This window comes from Alkanindiges illinoisensis DSM 15370 (assembly GCF_000619845.1).
GTDB lineage: Bacteria > Pseudomonadota > Gammaproteobacteria > Pseudomonadales > Moraxellaceae > Alkanindiges > Alkanindiges illinoisensis.
Genome location: NZ_KK211037.1, coordinates 198,139 through 214,917, shown reverse-complemented (window position 1 = coordinate 214,917; position 16,779 = coordinate 198,139). Strand labels below are relative to the sequence as shown.

15 protein-coding genes are annotated in these 16,779 nt (G+C 49.6%); 5 read left to right on the top strand and 10 right to left on the bottom strand.

Features of this window, described 5'->3' with window-relative positions:
* The first annotated feature begins 413 nt into the window (after positions 1-413).
* Positions 414-3,026: a glycerol-3-phosphate 1-O-acyltransferase PlsB gene (gene plsB / locus Q337_RS0115255; protein ID WP_026472321.1), complete on the top strand. Its 2,613-nt coding sequence runs from the start codon at positions 414-416 to the stop codon at positions 3,024-3,026.
* Positions 3,027-3,122: 96 nt separating this feature from the next.
* Here plsB and Q337_RS0115250 read toward each other — a convergent pair whose 3' ends face one another.
* The 3 genes from Q337_RS0115250 to Q337_RS0115240 all read right to left on the bottom strand — a co-directional run bounded on the left by Q337_RS0115250 (position 3,123) and on the right by Q337_RS0115240 (position 6,342).
* Positions 3,123-4,169 (bottom strand): putative solute-binding protein, encoded by a 1,047-nt coding sequence (locus tag Q337_RS0115250; protein ID WP_051526942.1) that lies wholly within the window; start codon positions 4,167-4,169, stop codon positions 3,123-3,125.
* Positions 4,170-4,220: 51 nt separating this feature from the next.
* Positions 4,221-5,165, bottom strand: a complete 945-nt coding sequence (locus Q337_RS0115245; RefSeq protein WP_156935831.1) for a putative solute-binding protein — start codon at positions 5,163-5,165, stop codon at positions 4,221-4,223.
* 355 nt (positions 5,166-5,520) lie between these two features.
* Positions 5,521-6,342 (bottom strand): NAD-dependent epimerase/dehydratase family protein, encoded by an 822-nt coding sequence (locus Q337_RS0115240; protein WP_026472318.1) that lies wholly within the window; start codon positions 6,340-6,342, stop codon positions 5,521-5,523.
* 29 nt (positions 6,343-6,371) lie between these two features.
* Between Q337_RS0115240 and recG the strand changes: the two genes are divergently transcribed.
* From recG to Q337_RS0115220, 4 genes are all read left to right on the top strand, one after another.
* Entirely contained in the window at positions 6,372-8,420 is a 2,049-nt protein-coding gene (recG, locus tag Q337_RS0115235) for an ATP-dependent DNA helicase RecG (protein WP_026472317.1), read from the top strand.
* A 6-nt stretch (positions 8,421-8,426) separates the two neighbouring features.
* Positions 8,427-9,101 carry a ComF family protein gene (locus tag Q337_RS0115230; protein ID WP_051526941.1) on the top strand — a complete coding sequence of 225 codons (675 nt, stop codon included), beginning with the start codon at positions 8,427-8,429 and terminating at the stop codon, positions 9,099-9,101.
* A gap of 159 nt (positions 9,102-9,260) precedes the next feature.
* Positions 9,261-10,274: a CorA family divalent cation transporter gene (locus Q337_RS0115225; RefSeq protein ID WP_026472315.1), complete on the top strand. Its 1,014-nt coding sequence runs from the start codon at positions 9,261-9,263 to the stop codon at positions 10,272-10,274.
* Positions 10,275-10,355: 81 nt separating this feature from the next.
* Entirely contained in the window at positions 10,356-11,132 is a 777-nt protein-coding gene (locus tag Q337_RS0115220) for a hypothetical protein (RefSeq protein WP_026472314.1), read from the top strand.
* Positions 11,133-11,182: 50 nt separating this feature from the next.
* Here Q337_RS0115220 and Q337_RS0115215 read toward each other — a convergent pair whose 3' ends face one another.
* From Q337_RS0115215 to Q337_RS18050, 7 genes are all read right to left on the bottom strand, one after another.
* Positions 11,183-11,485 carry an STAS domain-containing protein gene (locus Q337_RS0115215; RefSeq protein WP_026472313.1) on the bottom strand — a complete coding sequence of 101 codons (303 nt, stop codon included), beginning with the start codon at positions 11,483-11,485 and terminating at the stop codon, positions 11,183-11,185.
* Positions 11,485-12,114, bottom strand: coding sequence for an MlaC/ttg2D family ABC transporter substrate-binding protein (locus tag Q337_RS0115210; protein ID WP_026472312.1), 630 nt, complete (start codon positions 12,112-12,114; stop codon positions 11,485-11,487). Before Q337_RS0115210 ends, Q337_RS0115215 begins: the two co-directional genes overlap by 1 nt.
* Positions 12,115-12,187: 73 nt before the next feature.
* A complete protein-coding gene (mlaD, locus tag Q337_RS18055; protein ID WP_051526940.1) occupies positions 12,188-12,709 on the bottom strand; it encodes an outer membrane lipid asymmetry maintenance protein MlaD in 522 nt (173 codons plus the stop codon).
* Positions 12,706-13,485: a lipid asymmetry maintenance ABC transporter permease subunit MlaE gene (mlaE, locus tag Q337_RS0115200; protein WP_026472311.1), complete on the bottom strand. Its 780-nt coding sequence runs from the start codon at positions 13,483-13,485 to the stop codon at positions 12,706-12,708. The genes mlaD and mlaE overlap by 4 nt, the downstream gene beginning before the upstream one ends.
* Positions 13,482-14,330, bottom strand: a complete 849-nt coding sequence (locus Q337_RS0115195; protein WP_026472310.1) for an ABC transporter ATP-binding protein — start codon at positions 14,328-14,330, stop codon at positions 13,482-13,484. Before Q337_RS0115195 ends, mlaE begins: the two co-directional genes overlap by 4 nt.
* A 125-nt stretch (positions 14,331-14,455) precedes the next feature.
* Positions 14,456-14,605 (bottom strand): hypothetical protein, encoded by a 150-nt coding sequence (locus Q337_RS18885; RefSeq protein ID WP_156935829.1) that lies wholly within the window; start codon positions 14,603-14,605, stop codon positions 14,456-14,458.
* Positions 14,606-14,878: 273 nt separating this feature from the next.
* Positions 14,879-16,744 carry a DEAD/DEAH box helicase gene (locus Q337_RS18050; RefSeq protein WP_084494891.1) on the bottom strand — a complete coding sequence of 622 codons (1,866 nt, stop codon included), beginning with the start codon at positions 16,742-16,744 and terminating at the stop codon, positions 14,879-14,881.
* Positions 16,745-16,779: the final 35 nt, after the last annotated feature.

Genomic DNA, 16,779 nt, shown 5'->3' with positions numbered 1-16,779 from the left:
ATCTGTAGAATTACTCTATAAAGATCAGTTTATTAAAAATAGCCTAGCAACTGCGTATCACTTTAGCAGTACTGTTGTTATGGCAGGGCGGTTTGGGGCAACGGCATCAGCGCTATGGCCTTTGTGGTGGTTTCCATGTTTCTCCATAATCAGCGCTACCTTAACCAGTACGTTATCCAAAACGCTAATGTGATGGCGCAATGGCTTGTGGCATGCTTGAGCAGTGCTAAAATGGGCAAGCCCGGTAGTAACTGTGTGTTATTGCGCCTTTTATCGGCAAATTTTATGCAAACGGTCAAGGTTTTTTGTTCAGCGCTGGGTAATAATAGGCGCAGTCAACAAATGCATTGCTTAAACAGGCAACATTAACAGCAGAACCAGAAACCAGCAAAATCAGCAGGCAGGATGAGTGAATGGCAAAGAAAAATAGTTTTTCCCAGATGTATCGTCGGGTTTCCGGCAAGCTGCTAAGCACCTTTGTCACTCCGCAGCTTTTGGGTGAATCCGGGGCAACCGATAAGCTCTCCACCGCGATAAAAGCGCAGGAGCTTTCTGCTGCTGGGGTTGCCGCTGCTGTAGAAGCTGAAAATGGGGTAACGTCCAGCCAGCTGGTCTGCTATATCCTGCAAAACTATTCACGCAGCAATGCACTGGTGCTGGACAGTGAAACCCGCCGCCTGGAATTGCCGCCAGCGCTGGACAGCATGGACAGTCCATTGCTAAATGAAGATGCTTCCATTCTGTTTTTGCAGCAACGGGCCCAGCGCAATAATTTTTATCCCAATAACTATACCTTTCCACCCCGTCTGCTCAGGCTGATTGAAGCACTGGAAAAAAATCCAGAACTGGACATTCAGCTAGTTCCCGTGACGGTGCTGTGGGGCCGCGCGCCGGAAAAGGAAGAATCCTGGTTCAAGCTGCTGGTCACTGATTCCTGGGCAACGCCAAGTGCGCTCAAGCAACTGGTCAATATTGGCGTACATGGCCGCCAGACTTATCTGGAATTCCATGAAGCGCGTTCACTGCGCCAGATGCTGAATGAAGCATTGGTGAAATATCCCAACCTTGCCCCAGCCACGTATATTGTCAGCAACCTGACCGAATATCTGGCCAAGCAGCGTGAAGTCATTTTAGGGCCGGATTTATCGGATCGCCGTAATGTGGTGAGTGGGCTGATCCAGTCGCGTGATGTGCAAAATGCGCTCAAGCAGGAAGTAATCCGCAGCAACATTACGCCAGCGCAGGCTGAGCAAATGGCGGCGGGCTATCTGGATGAAATTGTTTCTGATTACTCCCCATCCAGCGTGCGGGTGTTTGAACGCGGGCTGGCATGGCTATGGACGCAGCTATATGACGGGGTTGAAGTACATCACTTTCAGACTGTGCGCGAACTGGCCGAAAAATATGAAATCATTTATACACCTTGCCACCGCAGCCACATTGATTACCTGTTGCTGTCGTATGTGATTTACAAGCGCGGCCTGATGATTCCCTACATTGCAGCCGGTGACAACCTGAACCTGCCGTTGCTGGGCCAGTTCCTGCGCGGTGGCGGTGCCTTCTTTATCCGTCGTTCGTTCAAGGGGCTTGAGCTGTATAGTGCTGTGCTCAAGGAATACCTGCATAGCATTTTGGTGCGTAACACACCGCTGGAATACTTTATTGAAGGCGGCCGTTCGCGCACGGGTCGCCTGCTGCGTCCGCGCACCGGCATGCTGGCCATGACCATTCACAGCAAGCTGCGGGGTGGTGGCAAGCCAGTGGTGTTTATTCCCACTTATTTTGGCTACGAGCGCCTGATGGAAGGCGGCACCTATGTGGGTGAAATGCAGGGCAAGCCTAAAGAAGCCGAATCAATTTTTGGCCTGATTCAGGCCGCGCGCAAGATTGAGCGGATTTTTGGCAAGGTGCATGTCAGCTTTGGCGAGCCGGTGTTTCTGGATAAGATGCTGGAACAGCATAATGCTGACAAGATCCGCTTGACCAGTAATGAGCAACCCTTGCCAGAAGAAGCATCGGCTGCGGTGAATGCGGTCGCGCAGGAAATCATGCAGAACATTAACCGGGCTGCCGTGATTAATCCGGTATCACTGCTGTCGCTGGTATTGTTATCCACGCCCAAGCATGCGCTGGATGAAGAAGTCTGCATCAAGCAACTGGACACCTATCGCCGTCTGGCAGAAATGGCGCCCTATGATGAGCGGGTTGAAGTCACTTCCCTGCCGGGCCGGGAAATCATTGGCTATGGCTTAAAGCTCAAACTGATCAAGCGCGTGCATCATGTGCTAGGCGATATTATTGCCATTGAAGACAATCAGGCCGTGCTCCTCACCTATTTCCGCAACAACATCCTGCACCTGTTTATCCTGCCGTCCCTGATTGCCTCGCTGGTGCAACACAATGGCAAGATCACCCGGGAAGACATCAACAGTGTGATTCAGACCCTGTATCCATTCCTGCAAGCCGAGCTGTTTTTGAAATGGCAAGCAGATCACCTGCCGGACGTGATTGACCATGTGGTCGAAGCCCTGATTGGCTGTGAGCTGATTATGGATGATGGCCGCGAAACCCTGTATAGCCCCGCACCCAACAGTGAAAGCTATAACCAGCTTGGTGTACTGGCCACGCCGGTCAAGCAAAGTCTGGAACGCTACTTTATGACGCTGGCCTTGCTGCGCCAGCGCGGTTCTGGCCGGGTGACTGCCAAGCAGATTGAGGATTTAAGCCATCTGCTTGGTCAGCGCCTGTCAGTGCTGTATGAATTTAACTCACCCGAGTTCTTTGATAAAACCTTGTTCCAGAGCTTTATTGGTGCCCTGACCCAGTTGGGCTATATCCGTCTGGATGAAAATCAGGTACTGTACTTTGACGAAACCCTGATTAACATGGCAGACAATGCCCGTCTGGTGCTGGATGAAGACACCATGAATCATTTGCAGCACATCACCAACTTTAGTGATGAAGAAGTGATTGCTGCCATTGCCGCGCTGGAAAAACAGAAATCCCGGCGCAAGCGCAGTAAATAACCTGTCTTTCATGTCATAAAAAAATCCCCCTGTTATCTCAGCAAGGGGATTTTTTTATGTCTGACCTAAAATTTTAGGTATTGTTATAGCAACAAGTTATTCATCGCGGGTCTTGCATTCCGGCTCCTGTGGATTTTGCTGGCAACGCAAGCGCTTGAGCAGATTCATCATTTTAGGATGATAGGTCTGGTTTTGTACAAATTCGAGGCGCATTTTGCGGATCAGCTGAAAATAAGCCACCTGATTGTCGGCAGGAATATCAAACCAGTAACGCGCTGGCACCTTGTTGTCATAGTACTGGATTTTCTTCATCAGGCGCGGTGCCTGTGCTGCAAACCATGCCCGGCTTTGTGCGCCAAAGGTTTTGGGAAAGGCATTCTGGTGTGCAATCACATTCATGGTCATAAAGCTAATGGGGAAGCGTGCAATGCCGCCCTTATTGCCCAATGCGCGGTATAGCTCAAATGCTTCAAAGGAATAGCTGGGCAATGGCACAATATCCACTTTGGGGTCCTGCACCTTTAAAATTGCCGTATCCACTGCCATCAGTACCGGTTCGCCGCCCACCTGCTCAATCATGCGGCGCTGTACCGGATCACTGGCCAGCACACCCACCCACTTGCCTTCAATCTTGATCAGGTCACTCACCGTGCGGTCCTTAATGGTGAGATAAGCAGAACCAATCGGAATAGCCCCTACGGCTTCATGGCCATTTTCCACCATTTCAGGCGCCAGTTTGGGATGGCCGAGCAAGAGCAGGAGGTTACGTGCTACGGTATTGCTGGGAATGGCACCCACGGCATTAATGGAACCGGTAAACTTGTTAAATTCACGGGTGCTAAAGCTGGTGGCACTGACTGCATCACACTTGCCCAGCTTATAATCATTGATTGCCTTTTCTTCCTTGTTATAGGCTTTCAGGTCAATCATGACTGACCACTTCTGGGCAGCCAGTGCATAATCCTTCATAAACGCAAAGTAATCGCCAGAAGTGCCACTCAGGTCAAATACACACAGGGTCTGAGCCTGTGCACTGGTGGTCATAGCACTGCCCGACAACAGCAACGATAACAAGGCCAGCTTTACAAACCCCCTGTTTTTCAGGGCTTGTACCCGTTGATCTTTCCGTTGAAAAAAATTCATTTTCCCTCGCTATAACTATTATTTATCCTTTTTCTGTTATGAATCCTGCGGTTACTCGTCTTTCAGGGCGCACTCATAATTGGTGGCATCCTGCTGGCAACGCAAGCGTTTTAACAGACTCATCATGCGCGGGTTATAAGTCTTATTTTGCACAAATTCAATACGCATCTGCCGTAAAATACGTAAATAGCCCACCTGATCCTCACTGGGAATATCGAACCAGTACTTGCTCGGAACGCTGGCATCATCACGGGCAACCTTGCTCATCAGGCGTGGTGCCTGACTGGAGAACCAGCTACGGCTTTTCTGGCCAAACCCAGCAGGATAGGCATTTTTCTTTAAAATCAGATTGAGTGACATAAAGCTTAAAGGAAACCGTGCCACCCCGCCATTAGATCCCATGGAGCGATACACCTCCAAAGGAGTAAAGGCCATGCTGGGTGCTGGCAAAATATCAATCTGACCGGTTTGAAACTTGTTACCGGCATTGTCAATGGTCATCAGTACTGGCTTGGCGCCCACCTTGATGGCCATCCGGCGCTGTACCGGATCAACTTCCAGCACGCCAATCCGCTTGCCTTCAATTTTAGCCAGCGTATTAGTGGTACGGTCTTTGGTGGTGAGATAAGCCGAGCCAATCGGAATGACTCCGGCGGCTTCATAATCGCCTTCCACCATGTCACTTGCCACTTTGGGATTACCCATCAGCATGAGCAGGTTACGGGCAATGACGTTGCTAGGAATAGCGCCAATGGCATTGATTGACCCTGTGTAGCTGTTGAAGTTACGGGTCACAAAACTGGTTGCCACCAGTCCATCACACTGGCCGGACTTAAAATCCTGTAAGGCAGCGCCTTCATTACTATAGGGTTTTAGGGTAATGTCAACATTCCATTTTTTAACCGTTAGCACATAATCTTTCATCAGGGCGTAGTTGTCGCCCGACGCCCCGCCAAGATCAAATGCGCAAATAGTTTGTGCACTGGCAGTGCTCATTAACCCCAGAAGTCCTGTCAGTAATAGCAAGTTTTTTACTGACGTTTTACCTTTTTTATCCATGATAGCCATTCCCTATCTTGTTGTGCCGTGTAGCCCATTACACGCAGTATTGAAAGTATCCCGGGCTGCCTTGCCACTCACTATTTCTTCGACCTTTTTAGTCCGGCTTCCAGTGCCGGAGTCAAGGTTTACCCGGGACGAATCCTGTCATTTGTTAGCAATGGTAAAAAGATACTATTGCTAACCCCCAATCAGAAACCAAAACCATTCACATTGCAAGTGCCAAAACCACCCATATTTATCAAAAAAATAGTCAAACTGCCGTGCAGGTATTTGTTTTACCAATTAACGCTTAATGCCTGTTTTCACAAGATAATGCCAGTATCATGGCATAACCCTGCCGGTAATCCGGATATTGTAGCTGGTAGCCCGTTTGTTCAAGACGCTGGCTCGCCAGCCGCTTTCCGCTCACGGGTGCTTCAAGTGTCGTTACGTTTTCAACCTGCAACTGCTGGGCCAAATATGCCAATACCTCATGTTGCAAGCTGGGTTGCTGGTCGGTGGCCAGATAAAGTGGCGCCAGTTCTATCAAGGTGCTCAGATGAGCCAGAAACCCTGCCAGATCATCACTGTGGATCCGATTCGTCCACTGGTTCAGCTTGACCGGCTTGCCCTGTTTAACCCAGTCAATTAGCCGCAATCGTCCGGGCCCATAAATTCCACTGGGCCGCACCACAGTTAATCGGTTGCCCCAAACTTTGCGCCAGTGCTGTTCAGCTTGCCACAATACCTGTGCCGTGGGCGTGTCCGGCTGTGGCGACGTGGTTTCATCCATCCGCTCGCCTTGACCACTGCCATAGACACTGCTGGAAGAAATAAAAACCACTCGCTGTACCGGATGCGTATTCAAGGCTTGCTGTAAGGGTGCAATGCTATCAATAAACACATGCCGATAACTGTCTGCTGTTCTGTCATCTGGAGACAGAACCACATAAACCCAGTCTACGGGAGCCACTTTAGCCAGATTCAGTTGCTGAACGGATTGGGCAATGGCATTGACCTCGGCAATAGATCGTGGGCTACGGCTAATCCCTGTCACCTGATGACCCATAGCGACCAGATTTGTCGCAAGCAGGCTACCAATATTGCCCAGCCCTATAATCAACACATGCATTTTTAAGAAACTGCCATTACACTTTGCGCATGAGTATAACTGTTCGTGACTTATCGGGTGTAGGGGAAGCTGCCGCACAACTGCTGGCCAAGCTGCATATTTACACGCCGGTCGACTTGCTATTTCACCTGCCGCGCGACTATGAAGACCGCAGCCGCATCATTCCCATGAGCCAGTTGTTTGTGGGCAAAACAGCCCTATTGCAGGGCACCATTCAGTCGGTTGACTTTCCACCGGGCAAGCGAACTTCCATGGCCATTCAAATCAGTGATGGCATGGGCAAGATCACCTTGCGCTTTTATCAGGTGTATAAGGGATTAAAGGAAAAATTCCGGGTGGGCAGCAGCGTGCGGGTGTTTGGCGAAGTGCGTGTAGGCGCACGTGGCCTAGAGCTGTATCACCCCGAATACCAGTTCGTCAGTCCGGATGAACCACTGCCTGCCTCGCGCCTGACCGCCATTTATCCCACCACCGAAGGCTTGACGCAAGCCAAGCTGCGCCAGTTTGTCGATCAGGCCCTAAAACATTACTCACAGCATCTGCCGGAACTTTTGCCGAGCCAGTGCGTGAAGCACTATGACATGCAGGCCGCCTTGTGTTATATCCATCAGCCGCCAGTTGATGCCAATGTCTTTGACCTCAGCGAGGGCCGCCATCCAGCCCAGCAGCGGCTGATTTTTGAGGAACTGGTGGCGCACCAAATTAGCCTACTCACCCGTCGGCACTATATTCAATCTATTGCAGCGCCTGTTATTCAGCCAAGCCAGCAACTGATTACGGAACTGCTAGCCGGCCTTGCCTTTAAACCCACCAATGCCCAGCAGCGCGTGAGTGCAGAAATACTACAGGACTTGCAACACAGTAAGCCCATGTTGCGGCTGGTACAGGGTGATGTGGGCGCAGGCAAGACGCTGGTTGCCGCCATTGCTGCCTGTCATGTGCTGGAAAGTAACTGGCAGGTGGCGCTGATGGCACCCACCGAAATTCTGGCTGAGCAGCATTTTATTAACTTTAGCCAGTGGTTTGAACCACTGGGCATTCAGGTTGCCTGGCTGTCCGGCAAGCAAAAAGGCAAGGCACGCGAGCTGTCTGAACATCTGGTTAAAACCGGACAGGCGCAACTGGTGATTGGCACCCATGCACTGTTTCAGGCCAATGTGGCTTTTAAAAAGCTTGGCCTGGTGATTATTGATGAACAGCACCGCTTTGGCGTTGACCAGCGGCTGGCTTTGCGTGAAAAAGGCAATGCAGGCACTACCCCGCACCAGCTGGTAATGACGGCAACGCCTATCCCGCGCACGTTGGCCATGAGTGCCTATGGTGACCTGGATACTTCCATTATTGATGAACTGCCACCAGGTCGTACCCCTATTACTACCGTCACTATTCCATTTGAAAAACGCGAACAGGTGATTGCACGGGTTGCAGCCAACTGTACTGAAGGCCGGCAAGCCTACTGGGTGTGTACGCTGGTCGAACAATCGGAAAGTCTGGATGCACAAGCAGCGGAAGATACCTTTGCCGAGCTGTCGGAACGCTTACCGCACTTAAAGCTGGGACTGGTACATGGCCGCATGAAGCCGGAAGAAAAGCAGGCCGTCATGCGTGCCTTTAAAAATAATGAACTGCATTTGCTGATTGCCACCACTGTGATTGAAGTGGGTGTCGATGTGCCCAATGCCTCACTGATGATTATTGAAAATGCTGAACGGCTGGGACTATCGCAGCTGCACCAGCTCCGTGGTCGCGTGGGTCGTGGCAGTACCGCCAGTTTTTGTGTGTTGCTGTACAAATCACCGTTGTCTGAAAACGGTACTGAGCGATTGGCTACCTTGCGTGCCAGTACTGATGGCTTCGTGATTGCCGAAAAAGACCTTGAGCTGCGTGGTCCGGGCGAAATTCTAGGAACGCGACAAACTGGCCTGCTGGGTTTTCGGCTGGCCAACCTGCAACGGGATGAATATCTGCTCCCACAGGCACAGCGTATTGCTGCCCTGATCTTAAGGCAGCATACCGAACTGGCTGAACCCCTACTCCAGCGCTGGTTGCCAGAAGCACCGCGCTATGCCTACGTTTAAGCCCTGATGCAAACCCTGATCAAGGCGATACGATCTTTAGCTCAAGGTCATGCGTCGGCTTGCCTACTGTGTCAGTTTTATCCCGCCGCAGCTGCCCGTAGTTTATGCGCCAACTGCTGGCATGAATTGCCGTGGTTATTGCAAGCCACTGCATGCTCTCATCACAGCTTGCCTCATCACAGCTTGCCCAATCAAAGCATGTCGCATTCCGTACAGGCGGCCTGTCATTATGTCTGGCCGGTTGATCGCCTGATTCACCAGTATAAATACCAGCAGCGGTTGGAATTGTTACCCATACTGCATGATATTTTGCTGCAAATGCCTAAACCTGCTGTACAGGCATTGGTGGCTGTGCCCAGTTCACCCGAAAAACTGGTCACACGGGGTTTTAATCCCACCCTGTTACTGGCTCAGCAATTAAGCAAAATGTGGCAAATTCCGCTGTGGCAGCCCTTGAACCGTCATCACAGGCCTCCCCAGCAAGGTTTGTCACAGACGGAGCGTTTCATTAATTTGCAGAATGCCTTCTATATCAATACTGATCAGTGCCGGGTCATTTATCACAAAATCCTGATCATTGATGATGTGATGACTACGGGTAGTACCCTGGCTGCCATGCAGCAGCAACTAAATAATCTAGGGGTACAGCAGATCCAGAGTCTGGTGATTGCACGGGCATAACGCTCAGGATGGGTTCCGGCAGAAATGGACGAAATGGCAAGATTTTTTGGTAAAAACCGCACTTGCCCCCTGCCCATTATTCAAATAGATGAATAGAATAGGCGCCAGGTTTAGGCGCTGTTTAACTGATCATTATTTTCGCGCAAGGGAGCTTATCGTATGCTCGAAGCTTTTTTTGCCACCGAGCGCGGCAGCTTACAGGACACCACCGTCCGGGGTGGTTTTGACCTCGAGCAGGAGCTGGTCTGGATTGACCTGATTGCCCCCACGCAGGAAGAACAGCAGTGGGTAGAAGACGCCTATGGCCAAACCCTGCCGACCATTCGCTCCCTGGAAGATATTTCTTCTTCAGCCCGCTACTATCGTGATGATGATGGCATCCTGCATATCAGCACCTATTTTTTGTCCAAAAATAAAAGCCTGCAGGCGGATAATGAAGACGAAGACAACAGTCATATTTTAGCCACCGCACAAACCGTTGCCTTTATTTTAAGCAAGGAACGGCTGTATACCCTGCGTGGCGAAAAACTGGTGTCGTTTCGTGCCTTTCGCGCCCGTGCCCGCCGCAATGATTATGACATTGACTACAAAGACCCAATCTGGATTTTGCTGGGCTTGCTGGAAGCCAAGGTGGATGAACTGGCGGATATCTTAGAGGACGTGCACCGCGACCTCGAAAAATATTCTACTGAAGTACTCAATAATCATCATCGCGAAAACGTACTGGATCTGGATGACATGGTAACGCGGCTGGCCCAGCAGGAAGATGTGTTAGGTAAGGCCCAGCTTTGCCTGATCGACTTGCGCCGTGTGCTTACTTTCCTCAGCCGTCCTCGTGCATTGGGCAGCCATATTTATGATGTTGATGTACGGGAATTGACCGAAGACGTGCGCTCACTGGTTGAGCACGATACTTTTTTGTATCAAAAAGTACGTTTCTTGCTCGATACCACGTCAGGATTTATTAACACTGAGCAAAGCGACACGATCCGTCGTTTCTCTATTTTACCCAGCATGCTTGCCCCGCCAATGCTGATTGCCAGCATTTATGGCATGAACACTGAAAGCCTGCCATTTGCCCACGGACACTACAGTTTCTTCTTGGTGATATTTATCGTGCTGTTATTTTTTATTGGACCTTTAATTTATTTTCGTGCTAAAAAGTGGATTTAGATTGCTTACAGAATTTAATGTTTGTAATTTGCTAAAATGCGATTACAATAAGTAACATAAAATTAACATAAAGGTTTCAAAGTGAAATTATCAAAAGTAGTATCGCTTGCTTTCGCTTTGTCGGTTACGCCTGTGCATGCGGTTGAAACCTTGCGCGTGGGCATTAGTCAGGGTTTTCAGCCAGTACTGGAATCACTCAAACCGCGTTTGTCTCAACAGCTGGGGATGAATATTGAAATTTCTCCACGCCAAAATATTGATTTATATACTGAATTTAACAAAAAAACTGTTAGCTCTGATCTGGTCATTTTTATTGAAAATCCGGCTTACGGTACGCCAAAAATTAATCAGTTTCTGGAAAATAACAGTCAAATCATTGCTGCCAGTCAGGTTATCCTGTGGTGTCCCAATAATCCACTACCCAAGCGGGTGACTTTACTGGATACGCTGTTTCAGGCTAAAGTCAGCACCATTGCTGTACCGCCCAAAAGCAGCCGGGTCGGCAGTATTTTTCTTAAGAATGTTCCCAATATTCCTGCCAACACACGGTTGGTAACTGCCGGTGATTCACTGGCTGCATGGCGTATGGCCCGTAATAAGCAGGTACAGTGCGCAGTAACACTGGACAAGTGGCTCCGCCCAGGCGACCAGTTTGTCTATATTTCCAATGAAGAAATTATTTTGCGTGGTTATATCAATCCAGCCCGTAAAAACACAGTAAAAGCCCGTCAGGTGATTAACCTGCTAAGCTCTCCGCTGATTCAGCCACTGATGATGCGCGCTACTTCAATTGAGCTGGCACAAGACATACCAAAAATCAGAAAACTGGAAAATCCAAAACGAGCACGAGTTGGTTAATACCAACTCTTTGTCTAATAATTGAATAAGACTTTATTAGTATTTTAAAATCATGCCTTTAAACCAAAGGCATCCTGTAAATTGGATGCCTGAATGATAGCCTGCATTTTTTGTGGAACATGCTGCAAATAAAACTGCTGCCCGGTTGCACATTGCCTTAGCCACTGTACAAACACTGCCAGCGCAATGCTATTACTCGATTTCAAACCAGATAAATCCAGATATACAGGCCAGTGATTTTGCTGCTTTAACAGCTTTAAGCCCTGTGCATAGACCGAGGCAGCATTGTCAAATTCAATGCTACCCATTAAGGCTATCACCTGATCCTGAACTTTAAGCTGCGCCCCCACCATTAACGGTTGCCTGCCGCATCAGCAGATGGGGTAAAGTTTTTAATGGCGTTATCCAGATTGCCCTTGTTGCTTTGCACTGTTGAGGAAAACTGGTTACGGAAGGTAAGCCCGATATCAATGCCATTTAACGACACATTACGCACTTTCCAGCTTTCACCACTTTGAATCAACTGATAAGTGACTGGAATAGTGCCATTACTGGTTTTAAAGTCCATGCTCACTACGGCCTTGCTGGGATCACGACCCGGCGTAAACGGGCGAATGCTATAGCTTTCATTGTTATAGGCAGCCAGACCCTTGGCGTAGGTCCGAATCAGGCTCTGACGGAAGGTCTGGGTAAAGGTAGTGCGCTGGGCAGGCGTTGCCTGACGATAATACTGACCCATGACGCCACGGGCAAAACCTTCAAAATCAACATACGGCTCAATATTTTCTTTAACGATGGTGTTGAGCACTGCCGGATTCTTCTGGTAATTGGCGCGTTCTTTGACCAGACGGTCAACCAGCGTATCAGAAATACGTTTTACAAATACTGGGGCAGGTTCAGGTGCAGCCTGCACACTGGTGCTGGCAACCATGGCTGCGAGCATGCTGGCACTTAATGTGGTTGGCAATGCTTTAAATTTCATGTTATTCCTCTCATTGAGTAAGGCAATATTGCAATCAGTACTGCCTGATGAAAATTATGTTCTGCAAAATGGCCTAAAACCCTTCTGCAAAGCCATCCGGTTGCGCCTGTACCGCAGGCGTTGCTGATGCTGTCTTGTTGGCACCAGCATTTCCGGTAATAAACTTGTTGATCAAATCTTCAATATCCATGGAACCCTGGGTCTGGGTGATCCTGTCACCTGCCTTATAGTACTTTTCACCGGCACCAGGCACGATTTTCAAATATTTTTCACCGAGAATTCCGTTAGTGGCCACCATGGCATAGGCATCGTCATCAATGGTCTTGACGTTACTGTCAATTTCCATCACCACTTCTGCCTGTAGGGTTTTAGGGTCAAGATGGATATCTGTGACACGTCCAATGGTTACGCCACTGATGGTAATCTTAGCACGCGGTTTTAAACCGTTAACATTGTTAAATTGTGCGGTTAGCGTATAAGTGTCTCCATAATTGCTGCCCAACAGTCCACTAACTTTCATGGCCAGAAAGAACAGCGCAATGGCCGCTACAATTACAAAAATGCCTACGGTGAGTTCACTGCTTCGTGTCCTCATGACAATCCTCCGAACATGACCGCAGTCAAAACAAAATCAAGTCCCAGCACACACAGGGACGAATAAACCACAGTACGGGTAATGGCAGTGGCAATGCCTTCTGGCGTCGGGTCACAGGCATAGCCCTGATACACTGCAATCCAGGTACAGGTCACTGCAAAGACAATACTTTTAATAATGCCGTTAATGACATCTTCACTAAAGCTCACCGAACCCTGCATGCTGGACCAAAAAGAGCCTTCATCCACCCCTAGCCAGTCCACGCCAACAAACTTGCCACCCAGAATTCCCACTGCCGAGAAGATAATGGTTAGTAAGGGCAAGCTGACAATACCTGCCCACAGGCGAGGCGCAACAATGCGGCGCAGGGGATCAACCCCGATCATTTCCATACTGGACAGTTGTTCAGAAGCTTTCATTGAGCCAATATCTGCTGAGATACTGGAACAGGCACGTCCGGCAAACAGCAGGGCTGCTACCACTGGCCCCAGCTCACGTAACAAGGTTAGTGCCAGACCAGTGCCCAGCATCGACTCACTGCCAAACCGAATTAAAATGGAATACAACTGCAAGCCCAGCACCAGTCCAATGAACAGGCCGGATACGCTAATAATCAGCAGGGACAGTACCCCCACCCGATACATTTGCTCGACAAACAGGCCAAAACCCCGGGGCGATGGCACGGCCAGCAAGGTACGCAGCAGTAATAGCAGCGCTGCCCCAATACCTTCAATCCGCTCAATGACGGCACGTCCAAGATGCTGCACCGCGTTCATGTAGGTTCTCCCATTGGAGATGTTGCCAGATAGGGAGTTTGGCTATATTGAAACTCGACCGGGCCTTCTGCATAGCCATTTAAAAACTGTTGTACAAAAGCAGATGGCGAGGCTCTTAGCTGTTCAGGCGTACCTTCACCCATAATTTTGCCTTCTGCCACCACATACACATAATCAGCAATCGACAGGGTTTCATCTACATCGTGCGATACAATAATGGTAGTAAGCCCCAGTGCTTCACGCAGGGCACGGATCAGGCGAGTCAATACGCCCATCACAATTGGGTCTTGTCCCGCAAAGGGTTCGTCATACATAATCAGGTCAGGATCCAGCGCAATGGCACGGGCCAGCGCTACCCGGCGATTCATACCACCGGATAACTCTGACGGCATGAGCTGTTCAGTGCCACGCAGGCCCACTGCCTCAAGCTTTAGGCCAACCAGCTCGGCAATCAGGTGCTCAGGCAGTCGGGTGTGCGCCCGTAATGGAAAGGCCACATTCTCAAATACTGTCATGTCAGTAAATAAGGCGCCACTTTGAAACAACATGCCCATGCGGGCGCGCACTTTAAACAGTTGCTGACGGCCAAGGCTGGCAATATTTTGCCCTTCAAATAATACTTTCCCACTGTCGGGTACAAGCTGCCCGCCAATCAGGCGCAGCAGGGTAGTTTTACCCGTGCCGGAAGGCCCCATAATGCCGGTAATCTGTCCACGCCTGAACTGCATGTTTACGCCATCATAAATAGGACGGTCACCGCGGTAAAAAACCAGATCTTTGACTTCGATTAATGAATCATCGGTTAACGTATGCGAATCTTGTGTCCGATTTTGGGGATTAACCATGCGCACAATAATCCGTAACAAAATATTAAAAAAACAACTTTAGCATACTTTATATCGCACTATAAGTAGGGAACGTAGTGCTTTTGTTTTAAGGCAAGCTGCTTTGAATGGTGAAGAATAAGTTATTACTTTTCCACCAGTTGAATGGTTTCCGGGTAGACTTCAGCCTGCTGGATATTAAATTCGGGCAATACTGACGGTTCTTTTTCCTTTAAGAGCTGAAAGCCCAAATAAACCGCATTTAAACCGACTAAAAATACAAAAAGATAAGGCATTTGTTTTCCTTGTTAGCATTTTACCAATTTCATCAATCCGCTGGATAACGCATTGCTATTTTGTGCCCTGCTATTTGCTGCATAGTATAGCGTATTGCCACCATGAACAAGATGCAAAAATCTGGCTAACCACAGGATCAGCACTAAAAGATTGCGCGAAGTACAGATGTCAAAAAAGCCGGCACAGTACCGGCTTTTTAGGCAACCTGCTAAAATAATACAATGAATTAGCAGGTTAGAATAAGGTCATCTGGTCATTAAACCATGACGAACTTAGTCATCATGGTTATTGGCGCGTGCCTTGTTGGCATAAGCCTGTTCTTTAAAACGGCGGGTTTTACGCTCAACATTTGGAGTATGCTCAGCACCGAAGCTACGCTCACCACCAAATTCACGGCGCACTGGACGGCTATCTGAACGATCACCGCCAAATGAACGACGCTCACCGCCATCACGGTTGAATGGACGACGTTCGCCACCTTCGCTATTGCCAAAGCTGCGACGCTGGTCACCACCATCACGGTTAAATGGACGCGCTGGACGGTCGCCATCACGATTGAATGGACGACGTTCGCCACCTTCGCTATTGCCAAATGAACGCGCTGGACGTTCACTACGATAGTCTACGCGGTTACCACGATTGTCGTCATTGCCAAAGCTGCGACGCTGGTCACCACCATCACGGTTAAACGGACGCGCTGGACGGCTATCTGAACGATCAGCACCATCACGGTTGAACGGACGACGCTCACCGCCTTCGCTATTGCCAAAGCTGCGACGCTGGTCACCACCATCACGGTTAAACGGACGTGCTGGACGGCTATCTGAACGATCAGCACCATCACGGTTGAATGGACGACGCTCGCCACTACCAAAACGGGATTCGCCTTCAAAGCGACGGCCACCGCCACCCGGACGGCCACCACGGCCATTACCATTACCACGACCAGCACCACGTGGACGCTCTGGTGGTGGGCTTGGCTCAAGACCCGCAATTTCGGTCACAGCCAGACGGGCACTCAGGTATTCTTCCAGACCACGGATTTTACCGCGCTCACGGTGCAGTGCCAGCGTAATGGCACGACCACTACGGCCCGCACGACCGGTACGGCCAATACGGTGTACGTAGTCTTCATTTTTCATTGGTAAGCCAAAGTTGATGACATGGCTAATACCGGGAACATCCAGACCACGCGCTGCAACGTCAGTGGCAACCAGTACACGTGCACGGCCATCACGCAGGCTCTTGATGCGACGGTTACGTACGGTTTGTGGCATGGCACCATGCAGGGCAACGACCTGATGACCCGCTTCAGCCAGCTCTTCGGCCAGCATATCGGTATCTTCCTGAGTGCTGGCAAATACAACTGCCTGATCCATGGTTTCATCGCTTAACCAGTGAGCCAGCAGTTTTTTCTTGTGCTCAAAACCATCAGTCCAGTGCAGGGTTTGTTCAATATCCACATTAGTGCTTGAACCGGTTTCAATTGCAATACGCTCAGGCTCGTTCATCATCTTTTCAGCAAGACGAATGATACGGTCAGCGAATGTTGCAGAGAACATCAGGGTTTGCTTGCGGTTGGCCGCCAGATCACTAATGGCTTCAAGGTCTTCGGAAAAACCCAGATCCAGCATGCGGTCTGCTTCATCAACAATCAGCGCATCTACTTCATGCAGGCTCAATTGACGACGATTAACCAGATCCAGCAAACGGCCTGGTGTAGCCACAACAACTTGTGCGCCTTTTAACTGGGCAATTTGCTTTCCAAATGGCATGCCGCCTACAATGGTCGCAATGCGCAGGCCACGCACATGACGAACCAGTGCAATCGCATCCTGGCTAACTTGCTGAGCCAATTCACGGGTTGGGCACAGCACCAGTACTTGTGGTGCAGTTACAGATTTCATGCGGTCTTTGGCAGACTGCAATTGATTGGTGGTTGCCAGAGGATTCAAGGTTGGCAACAGGAAGGCAACGGTTTTACCGCTACCGGTCTGGCTAGATACCAGTAGGTCTTTACCGTCTAATGCGGCAGGAATAGCTGCAGCCTGCACAGGGGTGGGTGCAGTGAAGCCCAGATCGTTCAGGGCTTTTTGATATTGTTCAGCTAAAGGAAAATCAGCAAAAGTGTTGCTCATAGAGAGTCTCGCCCCATGTTGGGCGCTCCAATAAA

What these genes read in the sequence shown, in the direction of transcription:
- plsB (WP_026472321.1), top strand. Translation starts at nt 414, where the DNA reads ATGGCAAAGAAAAATAGTTTTTCCCAGATGTATCGTCGGGTTTCCGGC.
- Q337_RS0115250 (WP_051526942.1), bottom strand. Translation starts at nt 4,169, where the DNA reads ATGAATTTTTTTCAACGGAAAGATCAACGGGTACAAGCCCTGAAAAAC.
- Q337_RS0115245 (WP_156935831.1), bottom strand. Translation starts at nt 5,165, where the DNA reads ATGAGCACTGCCAGTGCACAAACTATTTGCGCATTTGATCTTGGCGGG.
- Q337_RS0115240 (WP_026472318.1), bottom strand. Translation starts at nt 6,342, where the DNA reads ATGCATGTGTTGATTATAGGGCTGGGCAATATTGGTAGCCTGCTTGCG.
- recG (WP_026472317.1), top strand. Translation starts at nt 6,372, where the DNA reads ATGAGTATAACTGTTCGTGACTTATCGGGTGTAGGGGAAGCTGCCGCA.
- Q337_RS0115230 (WP_051526941.1), top strand. Translation starts at nt 8,427, where the DNA reads ATGCAAACCCTGATCAAGGCGATACGATCTTTAGCTCAAGGTCATGCG.
- Q337_RS0115225 (WP_026472315.1), top strand. Translation starts at nt 9,261, where the DNA reads ATGCTCGAAGCTTTTTTTGCCACCGAGCGCGGCAGCTTACAGGACACC.
- Q337_RS0115215 (WP_026472313.1), bottom strand. Translation starts at nt 11,485, where the DNA reads ATGGTGGGGGCGCAGCTTAAAGTTCAGGATCAGGTGATAGCCTTAATG.
- Q337_RS0115210 (WP_026472312.1), bottom strand. Translation starts at nt 12,114, where the DNA reads ATGAAATTTAAAGCATTGCCAACCACATTAAGTGCCAGCATGCTCGCA.
- mlaD (WP_051526940.1), bottom strand. Translation starts at nt 12,709, where the DNA reads ATGAGGACACGAAGCAGTGAACTCACCGTAGGCATTTTTGTAATTGTA.
- mlaE (WP_026472311.1), bottom strand. Translation starts at nt 13,485, where the DNA reads ATGAACGCGGTGCAGCATCTTGGACGTGCCGTCATTGAGCGGATTGAA.
- Q337_RS0115195 (WP_026472310.1), bottom strand. Translation starts at nt 14,330, where the DNA reads ATGGTTAATCCCCAAAATCGGACACAAGATTCGCATACGTTAACCGAT.
- Q337_RS18885 (WP_156935829.1), bottom strand. Translation starts at nt 14,605, where the DNA reads ATGCCTTATCTTTTTGTATTTTTAGTCGGTTTAAATGCGGTTTATTTG.
- Q337_RS18050 (WP_084494891.1), bottom strand. Translation starts at nt 16,744, where the DNA reads ATGAGCAACACTTTTGCTGATTTTCCTTTAGCTGAACAATATCAAAAA.